Below are 13432 nucleotides of genomic sequence, written 5' to 3'. Positions count from 1 at the left end.
GACAGGGGAGACTGCTCACCGTCAGGAAGGGAATAGCAACAGTGAGCGAGGAGAGAAGGCCGCCCGTAGGAAATGCGGCGGCGCTCTTCTGCCCCCCGCTTCTCTCAGAGCTGGAGGTGGCGCAGGATCTCTGCGCGAGGAACGGCTATCTGACGTGCCTCCTCCTCAGTGCCCTCGGCGCGCAGAGAGCGGACAGTCACCAGCCCGCTGGCCAGCTCCTCCTCTCCTATGATCAGGGCATAGACAGCGCCCGAGGTGTTGGCCTGCTTCATCTGAGCTTTAGGGCTGCGATCGCCGTAGCTCATCTCTGCTTTGATGCCGGCATGTCGTAGCTCAGCAATCAAGCGGATAGCCGCCTCTTTAAGGGCCGGCTCCTTGCCCATGTAGACCACAAAAGCCCGCGGCCTCTCGGGAGGAGGTGGGGTGATTCCCTGGCGCTTCAGCTCTAGAATAACGCGCTCGATACCCATGCCAAAACCGATGCCGGGCGTGGGAGGGCCGCCCAAGATCTCGGCCAGTCCGTCATAACGTCCCCCTCCGTTGAGGGCCGTATTGTCCATCTCTGAAGTGAACTCGAAGACCGTGCGCGTATAATAATCCAGACCACGCACAAGCAGCGGATTCAGCTCGAAAGGCACCTCGTAGAGCTGCAAGAAGCGCTGCACACGCTCGAAGTGCTCGCGGCACGCGTCGCAGAGGTAATCAACACTATGGGGGGCAGCGGCGATCTTGGCCTGATCTTCTGGCTCTTTGCAATCCAAGAGACGAAGCGGGTTCTTCTGGAAGCGAGACTGGCAGTTATAGCAGCACTGGTCAAGCAAAGGGCGATAGTAAGCGCGCAGAGCCTCCACGTAGCGCGGGCGGCAAGTTGAGTCACCAATGCTATTGAGCTGGACGCGGATGCCTCGCAGCCCGAGCTGGCTGTAGACCTGATAGAGCAGGGCGATCAGCTCGGCATCGATCGCAGGATCACTCTCGCCGAGGGCCTCGCAGCCGAACTGGTGGTGCTGGCGATAGCGCCCGGCCTGGGGGCGTTCGTGGCGAAACATTGGCTCGCTGAGATAGTAGAGCTTGACGGGCTGAGGCAGCTTGAACATCCCATGCTCCAGGTATGCCCGCACCACGCCCGCCGTCCCCTCGGGGCGCAGGGTCAGACTCTGGCCGCGGCCCTCCTTTCCTGGGCGATCCTCGAACGTATACATCTGGTGCTCAACCACGTCTGACGTTTCGCCAGAGGTCTTGAGGAAGACCCCTGTCTCTTCCAGAATGGGGGTCTCGATACGGCGGTAACCATACAACTCGGCCACAGCCGCGGCGGTCTGCTCCACGAAGCGCCAATAGGGCTGCTCCTCGGGCAAAATATCGCGGAAGCCCTGCAGGGCTCGGTACTGCTGTGCTGACATAGTCCGGTTCTTTCGCGCCTCCAGATCGGAAATGCACAGCCTATTATAGCAGATGATGTCCAGAGGAGGAGGGCCGGAGGAGTGAGCCAGAGGACTGGGAAGAGAGGGTTATCATCCACTTCTGCATTTAAGCCGCAAGCGGTGGGCTGTTACTCTTGAGCTAAAGCAGGCGTTACACTCATAGTTAGTTGAGGGGAGGACCAGCTGGCCTGTTAGGTGCTCACAGGAGGTGAGCGGTGGGGAGCCTGAATGAGCTACGTATAAGATCCTCAGCACGGCAGGGAGAGAGGTGCGGCCTATGGTCGAAGAGCCAGCCTGTCCTCTGGACATTCTGGCGGGGAAATGGTATTACACAACTGAGGAACTGGCTCGTTCTGTAGTTGCCATCAGGCTTGCTGGAATGCCATGGGGCCTGTCCGCACGCGATCGGATGGTAGGTCCTGCACGCGCCTCCGCCGGCAGTCGGCATCAGGCATCCGGCTATGCATGGGCCAGAATGGTCAAGGTCTGCACGTGAGCAAGGATGCGACTGACATCTCCGTTGGGCCGTGCGAGCCAGAAGAAATGCCCGGTTCTTCTTCTTCATCTCAACCGCCGTACGGCAAGTAACAGGGAGCTATGAGCGAATTACAATCAGAAACCATTGAGACAGGAGTCAAGACGAAGTACAGCCTTTCGGTCATTCTGCCTGCCCATAACGAAGAGGCAGCCATTGCCGGTACACTCCAAAATGTGCTGGAGACCCTGACCCCCTGGGTGCAGGACTTTGAGGTCGTAGTAGTCAACGACGGCAGCAAAGACAACACCAAAGTCATCGTGGAGCGCCTGGCTGCCGCTGATCCACGCATTCGGCTGATCAACCATCCGGTCAATCGCGGCTATGGGGCGGCCCTGGTCAGTGGCTTTGAGGCAGCGAGTAAAGACCTTGCCTTTTTCATGGACTCTGATGGCCAGTTTGATATCCGCGACATCGAGCAGTTTTTCCCGCTCATTGAGCGCTTCGATGCGGTCCTGGGCTATCGGATCAAGCGCCAGGACACCTGGATGCGCAAGCTCAATGCCTGGGGCTGGAAATGGCTCGTGCGTCTGGTCTTTGGCCTGCGCGTGCGCGACATTGACTGTGCCTTTAAGCTGTACCGGTCGCAATTTTTCCGCGAGCACAAACTAGAGACGCGTGGCGCCATGATCAACACGGAGATTCTCTACAAGTTCACGCGCGCGGGCTACACCTATACTGAGGTTGGCGTTCATCACCTGCCCCGCAGAGGGGGGCGAGCCACAGGCGCCAGACCGGAGGTCATTGCGCGGGCCTTTCGTGAGCTGATCTACTATGCCTGGAAGTGGCGAACAGAGGAGCGCTCTCAGAGGAGAGCCTATCGGGCTATGCTACACGAATGAGGTAGAGAAGGAATGAGCGCGACCTTTGCCGAGCTATATGCTCCTGCCCTGAAAGAGGTTTTCACCGTCCAGGCCCGGCAACGCCTAGCGGAGGGAGTGGATGGCCTGGAGTATGCGCGCTCCTACGCCGAGCGGGGCAAACCTGATTTTGTCCTTGCTTTCCTGCTCCTGGTGGAAGCCGGGGATGATCTCAAGCGGGAGCTGTTGGCCTATGCCTATGAGCGGCGAGCTGTGCTCTCTGAACAGAAAGCTGCCAGCTTCGCGCGGCAGTTCCGCCGTCCCTTTCCACTCGTACGCCAGAGCGCCCGTCAAGATCGGCTAGCAGCTCAGCGCATCCGCTCCGGCCAACCGCTGCCGTCGCCTCACGAACTGGCCCGGCTCTTCAACGAGCAGGCGGAGCTATAGCAGAGCAGAGCAGGGTCAAGGCGACCTCAACAAGGCGACCTCAAAAGAGCGGGGCCGGTCAGATCTGGCCGGCCCTCTCCTCTCATGTGCTAAGCGCTGTCTATCCCTGCTCCTGCTCAGGCTCCGGGCTTTCATCAGAAGAAGCTGGCTCTCCGTTGGCTTGCAGCTCCGCTCTCTCGGTGCCCGGTGTCTGATCATCCTGCGGCGTGAGGCCCTCCTCGCGCTCGCCGTTGCGTTTCCCGTTCGTCGTCGCCACCGCCACCACGCTATCGCCTTCTGCAATGGTCATCAGGCGCGTGCCCTGAGTCGCGCGGCCCAGGCGTGAGACATTGCTGATCTCCGTACGGATTACCACCCCGCCGGCGGTAATAATCATCAAATCATTATCGAGATCAGTAATGATACGGGCCGTCGCCACTGGACCGGTCTTCTCTGTCACCTTGGCTGTCAGCACCCCGCTGCCGCCGCGGCTCTGCACTGGATACTCCTCGATGGGAGTGCGCTTGCCGTAGCCGCGCTCCGTCACCACCAACAGCTCGCTGTCGCGTGGAGTCAGGTTAAGCGAGACCACGCTGTCGCCCTCTTCCAGCCGAATACCACGCACCCCGCCGCTCATGCGCGAGGCCGCGCGCAGCTCCTCCACAGTGAAGCGGATGGCTTTCCCATGGGCAGTAATCAAGAGCACATGGTCATCGGCGCGCGCCAGCTTGGCTCCAATCAGGCGATCGTCCTCCTCTAGATTCATGGCGATCAAGCCCTGGCGGCGCACACTCTCAAACTCGCTCATGACCGTCTTCTTCACCTCGCCCTTGCGGGTTGCCACGATCATGTAGTCGCGACTGACCCCCTTGGGTACGGCCACGATGGCCGTCACGCGCTCCTGCTGATCGAGGGCAATCAGATTAATCAGGTGCTCACCGCGAGCCGTGCGACTGACATCGGGCAGCTCATAGACGCGGAGCTGATAGACGCGGCCCCGGTCAGTAAAGAAGAGCAGATGATCATGGGCGTGAGCCACCAGCAAATGGCGAACGGCATCATCTTCGCGCGTGACCATGCCGGTAACGCCCTTGCCGCCGCGGCGCTGGGCGCGGTATGTGCTGGAGGGGAGACGCTTGATATAACCCTTCTCTGTCAGCGTCACCACCACTTCCTCATTCGGAATGAGGTCTTCTTCCGTGAAGTCGCCGGCCTCTCCTTCGCTGATATCGGTACGGCGCGGATCGCCGTACTTCTCTTTCAGCTCCTCCAGATCGGCTTTAATCAGCTTGCGCACTTCATTAATATCGCTCAGCACCAGGTTATAGTAATCGATATGCTGCTGAACGGTGCGCAGCTCCTCCTCGACCTGCTGGCGTTCGAGGGCAGCCAGACGAGCGAGACGCATATCGAGAATGGCACTGGCCTGGGCCTCCGAGAAACCGAACTGGGCCTGCAGGGTGCGATTCAGCTCAGCCTCCGTGCCCTGCGACTGGCGAATGGTCTGGAGAATGGCATCGAGGTGCTCGAAAGCCTTGCGGAAGCCTTCGAGGATATGCTTGCGGGCCTCCGCGCGCGCCAGCTCATAGCGGGTTCGCCGCGTGATCACCTGTTCACGATGGTTGATATAGTGCTGCAGGAAGCCTTTGAGCGTCAGAATACGCGGCTGGCGATCGACCAGCGCCAGCATGTTGGCATTAAAGGCGCTCTGCATAGCTGTGTACTTGTAGAGCGAATTGAGGACGCTGGTCGGATTAGCGTCGCGCTTAAGCTCGATGACCATGCGCATGCCGCGACGATCGGATTCGTCACGCACCTCAGCGATCCCTTCGATCTTCTTGTCGCGAGCCAGCTCGGCGATCTTTTTAACAAGCTCGGCCTTATTGACCTGATAGGGCAGTTCGGTCACCACAATACTGGCACGCCCGCGCTCGTTTTCCTCGATATGAGTACGAGCACGGACAACGATACGCCCGCGCCCGTTGGCGTACATATTGCGAATGCCTTCGCGACCCTGGATAATGCCACCTGTAGGGAAATCGGGACCAAGAATGATGCGTGAAAGGTCTTCAGTGGTGGCCTCGGGATGATCGATCAGATAGATGATGCCGTTACAGACCTCAACGAGGTTGTGGGGAGGGATGTTCGTTGCCATACCAACGGCAATACCAGCGGAGCCATTGACCAGAAGATTGGGGAGGCGCGCGGGCAAGACAGTTGGCTCCTTCGCCTGATTGTCGTAGTTGGGCACGAAATCGACCGTGTCCTTGTCGATGTCGCGTAGCATCTCATCGGCGATGGGCGCCATTTTGGCCTCTGTGTAGCGCATCGCCGCCGGTGGATCATCGTCCTGAGAACCAAAGTTGCCTTGGCCTAAGATCAGCGGATAGCGCATTGACCAGGGCTGGGCCATGCGCACGAGGGTATCGTAAACGGCAACGTCGCCGTGCGGGTGGTAGAGTTTGAGCACCTCGCCGACGGTACCGGCACATTTGCGGAAGGGTTTATTGGCTTGCAGGCCCATCTGCTCCATAGCGTAGAGGATGCGACGATGCACCGGCTTGAGGCCATCGCGCACATCCGGCAGCGCGCGGCTGACGATGACGCTCATGGAGTAGTTCAGATAGGCCACAGTCATTTGGTCAACTATATCGACGGTTTTGACATTACCTACTTCTTCCATCATGCAAAAATCCTCAAGTAAAAAGAAAGGTCAGTGCCAATGCTCAAGCGCTGCTAGCTGCATCGGATGGGGACGAGACGAGATGGACAGAGATGATGGCTCGACCCTTGCCAGGCCAGACCGGGCCGGGCCGGGCCGGGCCTCCTTCTCAAGCTCGCATTTTCTTATAGTATAGCACATCTGAGAGAAAATTGCGAATGGGGGCCAGAACTTCCCTATTGGGAGCTGAAAACCCGCAGCTTTTCACCCATCCAGTGCTATATTTCATAGCTGACATGTGGTATGATAGATGCTAGAGCGGGATTAAAAGAGGCTTGTATAGCGCTGTAAGGTAGGCGCCCTGGACTCTGCTCAGGGGAACTGCAGTGCTGCTAGCGACTGTGCTACGGCTGATGCCATTAGAGGGAGAAGGGTAAGCAAAACAATGGAATGGCATCTCACTCTTCAGACGGCCTTGTTCATCCTGCTGGTGCCGGTCTTTCTCTGGCTCGGGTACCGTCGGGGATGGCGTCGTGAACTGTTCCTATTGCCATTTGTGCTGGGAGCAGTGCTCTTTCTCATCCTGAATGTGGGGCGGGGGCTGACGCAGTTTCTGACACAGCTCTTTGTTGATCAGCCTGGCATCAACCCCTCACCGCGGGCGGTGACTATTGTCACCGTACTCTGTCTGGCGGGCATTATTGCGGCGGGCTATCTCCTGGGCAATCGCCTCTTCCCCAAGCCGAGCGCGCCCCAGGACCGCGTCCTTGGCCTTGGCCCAGCCCTGATCACTGGCTGCGTTGCTGTCTTCTATCTGACGACCCTCGTCTTCCCTCAGACCCAGGCGGTGATGCTAGGCCAGGGCTTCATTCTGCTGGATCAGTACCATCTAGGCTATTATGCGCTAGCGCTCTTTATTATCATCGCTGTTGTCGTCGTCATCCGACTGGTCTCGGCCAGTGCTGGCAAGAAGAAGTAGCGGCGGATATTAGGGGCGTGAGCCGGGCAAGATCAGTGAAGAGGGCCAGCGAAGAAGGGACGACTGAGACTGAGAGCGGCCAGGTGTAGAAGAGACCCAGTGAGGATGGCCTGACGAGTCGTCTGCCACGCAGCCGAGGTGTGTGCGATGAGCAAGAAAGACGCCAAAACCATTGCTGCCGAGGAGCAGGAGAAAGACGATCCCTGGCGCTCGGGGCGAGCGCGCTGGAACATTCGTCAATTCCGCAGGGGACGTGACAGGCGTTGGCACTTCCCCGGTCAGCAGCCTGATGAGGTTGTTCGGCTGGTTGTCCGCAAACACAAGATCTTTCTTTTGAGGCCGGCTATGCCTGCCATTGGACTGGCTCTGGCCTTGTTGCTGGTAATCTGGGCCAGTACCCGTCAACCGGCTCTTGGAGGAGTGTGGTTGGCCCTGGAAGTGATCATTTCGCTGCTGATGCTGGCTGCCTTGGGCTGGTTTCTGTGGAAAGACTTCCTGGCCTGGTGGTTAGAGACCTACATCATTACCAACAAGCGCATCATCAGTTCGCGGGGAGTGTTCCAGCCAGTGCGCCAGCAGATCGAGATCAGCAAGGTGAACCAGGTTGGTATTGACCAGGATAGCCTGATCAGCCTTTTGTTCTCCTACGGCAACGTGCATCTTTACCTCACCGGCGGCGACTTCATTATGAAGGATGTGCCTGCGCCGCGGAAGGTCAAGGATGCCATCGAGGGACTGAGCGCTGAGGTCAAAGGTAGTAAGAAGCCCGAGGAGAAACCTCTTGCTCCCCGCGATCAGGATCTGACCCGTGTGCTGGAGCAACTGGCCAAAGGCAAGGAGGTCCCCAAACTCCAGGATGCTGATGAGCGCTATCCGCTGCGCCATCCCGATCGCGTACGTGGCCCCAGGCGTACTTTTGGTGGCCCGCTGCATATCCCCTGCGATGTGCATTATGCCTCGGGCGAGTTCACCGTTGAATACATCCAGCGCTCGCGCTACGTACTCTACCGCAACCTGGCTCTACCGCTCTTCTTCTTCATCTGCATTCCGCTGCTAGCGATTCGCGTCTCGCAGCTTATCCCGGCAACCTGGTATCTGGTGGCCCTGATCGAGGTTGTCCTCCTGCTGGTCATGGGCCTGATCTACATCAACTACGTCGATGACGTCTACATTCTGACGAACCGCCGCATCATCGACATCCAGCGCCGCCTGATTTTCCTCTACGAGGCACGGGTGGAGACCGAGTACAAGAACATTCGCGATATCAAAGTAACGGTCTCCAGCGTCATAGAGCGGCTGCTCGATATAGGCAATGTTTACATCGAGACCCCTGGTTCCAGCGCTGACATCGTCCTTTCTACCGTCGATCATCCTTTTCTGATCCAGGACAAGATCTACTCGATTAAGGGATACAAAGATCGGGTAGACGCAATCTCTAAAGAGAACGCCAGCAAGAAGGAGCTGCAGACCTGGTTTGCGACGGTCCTGGCAACCCTGGAAGGGAAATGGCTCAACTATGGGACGCCCAATCTGCAGCGTCTCGATTATTGGTCGGCGGTTGAGCGGGCCAGTGAGTTTGGCCTGCGCGTCGTGGCTATGGGCGAGGATGCTTCCTATCCCGATCTGCCACCGGGGCTGGTTGTGCGCCAGAATCCTCCGCCTGGCACCGTCATCAGCCAGGGGGGCGAGATTCAGGTCTATCTGAGCAAGCGGCTCTAAGTCTAAGTACGACTGACTGGAAGTCTCTGGTGTGCGGATGGTCGCAGGCAGTGCCTGCCCGTCTGCCTGGGCAGAACGCCTGTCAGAAACGGAAAGCGCCATGCCAGCAGCGGCTTCCTCTCCGGCACGGGGAGGAAGCCGTAGCGTTGGCACGGCGCTCTTGTATAACAAGAGCAGAGAGCAAGGCTTAAGGTATATTCGCTCACTCAGGAAGAAGCATCCTGTGGCTTAGGCGAGCGACTCGAACTCAGCGCATGTTCCCACGTACGAGCAGAGCCACGCACTCGATATGGTAGGTTTGGGGGAACATATCAATAGGTTGGGCGGCAATCAAGCGATAGCGATCGCCGGCGCAGAGCGTAGCGATATCGCGCGCCAGTGTACTTGGATCGCACGACACATAGCAAATAGCTCGTGGAGCCAGAGCCAGCAAGCCCTGCAGCGCCTTTGGGTGGCAACCGGCGCGTGGTGGGTCGATCACAGCCAGATCGATGCGCTCGCGGCGATAGTGAAGCTGTCCAAGCAAGCGTTCGAGAGTGCCTTCGATTGTTGTAATATTGCTCTGATTATTGAGCAAAGCGTTGGCACGCGCATCGGTGACAGCGCTGGGCTGCGACTCGATAGCGATCACGCGGGCGGCGTGATTAGCCAGGAAAGCCGAGAAGAGGCCAACGCCGCTATAGCCGTCCAGAACCACGTCGCTACGACGCGGCTCGAGCATCGCGAGCGTGCGCTCGATCAAAGTCGCGGCCTGAGTAATATTCACCTGGAAGAACGAATCGGCGGAGACGCGGAAGCGCTTACCGAGGACCATATCGGTGAGGAACTCCTGTCCCACCACCACGCGACCGAAGCGTCCGCCGACGCGCTCGATAATGACCCCGACGATGCCGGGTGCGATCGTAATCAGCTCGTGGGCCAGCTGTTGAGGTGCCTCGATGATCGAGCCGGGGCGGGCCTGGATTGTCAGCAGCGTAGGCACAGCCCTGGCTGTCTCGCCGGAGCCGCCGGCGGGGCTGACAGTCCCGACGGCGCCGCGGATGGTGAACTTCTGGATCATCTGGCCCAGGGCATCCCCGAAGTACTTCAGCAGCTTCGCGCGCACGCGCTGATAGACCATATCCAGGGCGGGATGCAACAGCGGGCAGTCCTCCAGGTCCTGGACATCGTGGCTGTCGGTCAGTTGGAAACCGATCTCACAGTTGGGACCGGTTGAGAACTGAGCGATATTGCGATAGTGCCAGGGCGAAACGCCAGCGGGCATACCGATAGTTGGGTGGACCACCGCATCGGGCTGCTTGCCGATGCGCACCAGCAGCTGGCGGACGATGTGGGCCTTCCAGGTCAGCTGTGCCGGGTAAGCGATATGCTGCCACTGGCAGCCGCAGTCAGTCAGCTGAGGATAGCGCGGCTCTACTCGCTCTGGCGCCGGGCGTAAGACTTCCAACAGCGCCGCTCGCGCATGTCCGCGGCGTTCTTCAACGATTTCCACACGAACACGTTCGCCGGGAATGCCACCGGGTACAAAAAGGACCCGTCCCTCGTATCTTCCGACGGCGTCGCCTCCATAGGCAAGGTCTGTCAATTCAACGTCGATGCTCATAATCACCTCGGCGGCCACCTGCACTCTAGAGGCTTGCGTCCCTGCAAACGTCCTGATCGGTTGCGCGCATGACTGCGGGGGCAGGCCCTACGAGCGCATCGATTGTGCCGTCCCATCTTTCCAACATTGTAACAAACCTACACTGTTGTGCAACAGCAGGGGTGAAGAAGGAGGGGCCGTACGTACCCCCTCTTCTGAGCTTGGGAAGGGGGGGCCCGCAAGCGACGGGCCCAATCAGTAATACGCCCCTATTATACAGGATGTCGCACAGTCAGGCGATGGTTAGTTGTGACCAGCCCAGAACTCTCCCTGCTGCGAGCGGCGGCCTGGCGGCTAAATAACTGGCGAACCGTGAAGGAGCCAGGCCAGGTTTTTTTTAAAGCATGAGCGGGTACCGGGGCAGGCCGTAGAGCCGTGTGCCAAAGCGGCTCAGAAGAGCGGCGCCCAGGCCCAGCAGGCCTGCGCCCAGGCTCACCAGCCAGCCGAGAAGAGGGAGAGAGCTAGCCAGAGTCAGGATGATGAGTCCCACCGCCACCTGGAAACAGCGGGCGTGCCGCTGTGGAGCGGACGTCTGTAAGAGTCGTTCACCGATCAGCAGGCCGAGGGCGACCATGCCCAGCGCCCACCCCGCAATCAATCCTACAGCCACTATAATAGCCAGCGGAATAGTGATAATCAGCGTACTCAGCAGTAGGATGAGGACCGGGGCCAGAATCGAGCTGAGCAGACCTACGAGCAGACTGCGCCCGGCGGAGGTCTGGATGGTGGTACGTACCAGCATCACGTGCTCAGGAAAGAGCCAGGTAAGCAGCAGTCCAAGCCCAACCCAGATCAACAAGGAAAGAGAAGGGAAACTGAAGGTCAAGGAGTTAGGGAAGGGCCAGATCAAACGCTGCGAGCGGTCAATGAGGGTGCCATCGAGCTGGGCGTTGCGCTCGCGGGCCCAGCGGGCATTGTAGAGGTGGATATTGCCGTGAACGTGGGAGCCGCTCTGCAGGCTGACGACGCCGCCGTAGAGGCTCACATCCCCATTCACTGTACCCTCGATAATAACGTTACCGCCGAACGCCACTACATTGCCATTCACTGTGCCATTAATGGCGACCGTGCCACCAAAAGAGATAAGATCACTGCAGAGCACCTGATTGCTGGCAACCACGAGATTACCACCGATGAACGGCCCATGTCTGGTGCACTGATCACCCCCTCCTGGGAACTCTTGCTGGGGAGTCGCAGGGGAGGCGGCGAACGTCTCCTTCGGGAAGAGCGCTCCTGTGGGAAGGAGCAATAGAAGGCAGAACATCACCAACCCCATGCAGCTAGCTCCCGCGAGCAAGAGCCACAGCTGTCGTTTCCGCGTAGGCTTAAGCATCGGCTCCCGATCCCCTCGCTCTCGATATGGGCAACCGGCCAGGCTCAGGGGCTGGCTGTATCCCGCTCATGCTCCAGCCACCCGGTGAACCAGCCAGGCCTGCGGCAGCAAGTCTGGCCAGGGCTGTCCGCTTTGCCCCAGGGCCTTTTCTATCCTTTCTTCCTTCTGTCACTGGTCGTTGGTCAGGCCTCTTGCGGAGCGCGCATGAGACGCAGCCATACCGCAGCGAGCAGCAGAAGGAGGAAGGCCAGAGCGGCCAATAGCAGATTGTCTTGCGAGACAAAGCTCAGACCAAGGCGCAGATAGGTGAGCGCCACCAGGAAGGCGTCAACAGCATCGCTCAGCAGCAGCAGCGTTCTGACCAGTAGCTCAGGCTGATTGAAAAAGAGCAGGAATAACAATACAGGAATACTAGCGGTCAGAATAAACAGCGAGACCATAAACAAAGAGCTTAAGGTCTGGAGTCGTGCCAGGCGAGTGCGTTGCTGTTGATGTAGCTCCTCAAGCTGGCGAGTTGTACGCTGGCGCAGGTAGACCGCCTGCATGATCTGTTCGGTGGAGATGCGACAAGAGACGGACGAGAAATTCCCGTACAGAAGCCGTTTCAGACGCTGCTGCTGCTGCTCATAGTGCCGACAGGCAGGGCAATGAGCCAGATGAGCAAGCACCTCGGAGCGCTGGCGGGCTGTCTCGGCTTCGTTGTCGCTGTGCTCCTCAGCCAGCCATGCTCTAGCGTCGCGGCAGCGCATCGACCTCTCCCTCCTTTGCATCTTCCTGCTGCATATAGCGTGCGAGCAGCTCACGTGCTCGGTGCAGGCGCGCTTTCACCAGGGCGGGTGTCAGCTTGAGCGCGCTGGCAATCTCCTCATAAGACAGATCGTACCAGTAGCGCAGGACAATCACCGCGCGGTACTTAGCGGGGAGACGCTGCAGGTAGCGCTGAATTTCGTCGTGCTGCTCGCCCTCAAGAGCAGACTGCTCGGGGCTGCTGCCGTGGTCGATGATCCATTCAAGAAAAGGCACTTCCTCCAGCGACCTGGCCAGGAAGCGCCGCCGCCTGAACTGGTCGATGGCCAGATGCGAGGCGATCGAGAGGAGCCAGGTGCTGAATTTATGGGCAGGCTTGTAGCTGGCCAGTTGCATATAGGCGCGGACAAAGGCTTCCTGCGTGACATCCTCTGCCTCGGTTACATTGCCCAACATGCGATAGGCCAGGTTGTAGACTGCATCTTTGTAGCGCTCGACGAGCACGCTGTAGGCATCTTGCTCGCCTGCCAGCACAAGCTCGACCAGAGCTGTATCGCTGATCGCCTCCACAGCTGCCCCTTGCACCTGCCCGCGCAGGAGCTGCTCTCCCATGATAGTCCCTTGTCCACTCTGGCTACGACTCCGGCTGGAAATAGCCTCTGCGCTTTCCTCGAACCGGCTACCTCGCTTGCGACGTATATGACGCGCTGGTTGGGCCACTGGTCCCAGACCAAGCGTTCCTGATGCGCGTAGTGTCGAATCCATCTTTGACTATCCGCTCGTTTCCGTTTCGACCGCTTTATCTATATATAGAAATGGATTGGAAGACCCTTCTATAGCGAGATACGAGCGGTGACTAAAAAAGTTGTAATCTTTTGGCAAGTGTAGCACGAGGGGGGAAGCTCTGGCAAGAGGCGGCTCTGCTCTGGGAGATTTGGCTTGCAGGACAAGCTTCGAGGGAGCTACAAGGGCTGCGCCGGCGCTGGAAAAACCATCTGGAGGCCGAGAGAAAGTCCGTCAAAAAGTGATCAAGGGCGGCTGTATGCTCTTCAAGAGGAGGGTAAGACGGACGTCCTGTAGAAAGGACGAGGAGGCTACAGGACGTCCGTGACTTTCCCTTGATATGTGCCACCTGGGCAGGTGAAGCAAAGGGAAGGGGTGAGTG

10 protein-coding genes are annotated in these 13432 nt (G+C 58.8%); 4 read left to right on the top strand and 6 right to left on the bottom strand.

Going from position 1 to position 13432, the window contains the following annotated elements; translation table 11 throughout:
- Window positions 1–104: 104 nt before the first annotated feature.
- Window positions 105–1403, bottom strand: a complete 1299-nt coding sequence (hisS, locus tag A4R35_RS11715) for a histidine--tRNA ligase (RefSeq protein ID WP_112429554.1) — start codon at window positions 1401–1403, stop codon at window positions 105–107.
- A 618-nt stretch (window positions 1404–2021) separates the two neighbouring features.
- Between hisS and A4R35_RS11710 the strand changes: the two genes are divergently transcribed.
- Both A4R35_RS11710 and A4R35_RS11705 read left to right on the top strand, forming a co-directional pair.
- Window positions 2022–2801, top strand: a complete 780-nt coding sequence (locus A4R35_RS11710) for a glycosyltransferase family 2 protein (protein WP_112429552.1) — start codon at window positions 2022–2024, stop codon at window positions 2799–2801.
- A gap of 12 nt (window positions 2802–2813) precedes the next feature.
- The gene (locus tag A4R35_RS11705; protein WP_112429550.1) at window positions 2814–3206 is read left to right on the top strand and encodes a hypothetical protein; all 393 of its coding nucleotides are present in this window, start codon (window positions 2814–2816) and stop codon (window positions 3204–3206) included.
- Window positions 3207–3306: 100 nt separating this feature from the next.
- Here A4R35_RS11705 and gyrA read toward each other — a convergent pair whose 3' ends face one another.
- Window positions 3307–5871, bottom strand: a complete 2565-nt coding sequence (gene gyrA / locus A4R35_RS11700) for a DNA gyrase subunit A (RefSeq protein ID WP_223258305.1) — start codon at window positions 5869–5871, stop codon at window positions 3307–3309.
- A gap of 421 nt (window positions 5872–6292) precedes the next feature.
- On the opposite strand from gyrA, the gene A4R35_RS11695 reads away from it, so the two are divergent.
- Together A4R35_RS11695 and A4R35_RS11690 are read left to right on the top strand one after the other, a co-directional pair.
- Window positions 6293–6826, top strand: coding sequence for a hypothetical protein (locus A4R35_RS11695; RefSeq protein ID WP_112429546.1), 534 nt, complete (start codon window positions 6293–6295; stop codon window positions 6824–6826).
- 147 nt (window positions 6827–6973) lie between these two features.
- Window positions 6974–8545, top strand: a complete 1572-nt coding sequence (locus tag A4R35_RS11690; RefSeq protein WP_112429545.1) for a PH domain-containing protein — start codon at window positions 6974–6976, stop codon at window positions 8543–8545.
- 247 nt (window positions 8546–8792) lie between these two features.
- Here the strand turns inward: A4R35_RS11690 and rlmD are convergent, their stop codons facing one another.
- The 4 genes from rlmD to A4R35_RS11670 all read right to left on the bottom strand — a co-directional run bounded on the left by rlmD (window position 8793) and on the right by A4R35_RS11670 (window position 13032).
- Window positions 8793–10148, bottom strand: coding sequence for a 23S rRNA (uracil(1939)-C(5))-methyltransferase RlmD (gene rlmD, locus A4R35_RS11685; protein WP_146747195.1), 1356 nt, complete (start codon window positions 10146–10148; stop codon window positions 8793–8795).
- Window positions 10149–10524: 376 nt separating this feature from the next.
- Entirely contained in the window at window positions 10525–11463 is a 939-nt protein-coding gene (locus A4R35_RS11680; RefSeq protein ID WP_189361698.1) for a bactofilin family protein, read from the bottom strand.
- A 239-nt stretch (window positions 11464–11702) separates the two neighbouring features.
- Window positions 11703–12269, bottom strand: coding sequence for an anti-sigma factor (locus A4R35_RS11675; RefSeq protein WP_112429539.1), 567 nt, complete (start codon window positions 12267–12269; stop codon window positions 11703–11705).
- Window positions 12250–13032, bottom strand: a complete 783-nt coding sequence (locus A4R35_RS11670; protein ID WP_223258304.1) for a sigma-70 family RNA polymerase sigma factor — start codon at window positions 13030–13032, stop codon at window positions 12250–12252. The genes A4R35_RS11675 and A4R35_RS11670 overlap by 20 nt, the downstream gene beginning before the upstream one ends.
- Window positions 13033–13432: the final 400 nt, after the last annotated feature.

The sequence above is a fragment of the Thermogemmatispora tikiterensis genome, from assembly GCF_003268475.1.
Lineage (GTDB): Bacteria > Chloroflexota > Ktedonobacteria > Ktedonobacterales > Ktedonobacteraceae > Thermogemmatispora > Thermogemmatispora tikiterensis.
This window is presented reverse-complemented; position numbering and strand designations above follow the sequence as displayed.

Bases quoted from the DNA above. Each gene is read 5' to 3' on its own strand.
- hisS (WP_112429554.1), bottom strand. From the start codon at position 1,403: ATGTCAGCACAGCAGTACCGAGCCCTGCAGGGCTTCCGCGATATTTTG.
- A4R35_RS11710 (WP_112429552.1), top strand. From the start codon at position 2,022: ATGAGCGAATTACAATCAGAAACCATTGAGACAGGAGTCAAGACGAAG.
- A4R35_RS11705 (WP_112429550.1), top strand. From the start codon at position 2,814: ATGAGCGCGACCTTTGCCGAGCTATATGCTCCTGCCCTGAAAGAGGTT.
- gyrA (WP_223258305.1), bottom strand. From the start codon at position 5,871: ATGATGGAAGAAGTAGGTAATGTCAAAACCGTCGATATAGTTGACCAA.
- A4R35_RS11695 (WP_112429546.1), top strand. From the start codon at position 6,293: ATGGAATGGCATCTCACTCTTCAGACGGCCTTGTTCATCCTGCTGGTG.
- A4R35_RS11690 (WP_112429545.1), top strand. From the start codon at position 6,974: ATGAGCAAGAAAGACGCCAAAACCATTGCTGCCGAGGAGCAGGAGAAA.
- rlmD (WP_146747195.1), bottom strand. From the start codon at position 10,148: ATGAGCATCGACGTTGAATTGACAGACCTTGCCTATGGAGGCGACGCC.
- A4R35_RS11680 (WP_189361698.1), bottom strand. From the start codon at position 11,463: ATGGGGTTGGTGATGTTCTGCCTTCTATTGCTCCTTCCCACAGGAGCG.
- A4R35_RS11675 (WP_112429539.1), bottom strand. From the start codon at position 12,269: ATGCGCTGCCGCGACGCTAGAGCATGGCTGGCTGAGGAGCACAGCGAC.
- A4R35_RS11670 (WP_223258304.1), bottom strand. From the start codon at position 13,032: ATGGATTCGACACTACGCGCATCAGGAACGCTTGGTCTGGGACCAGTG.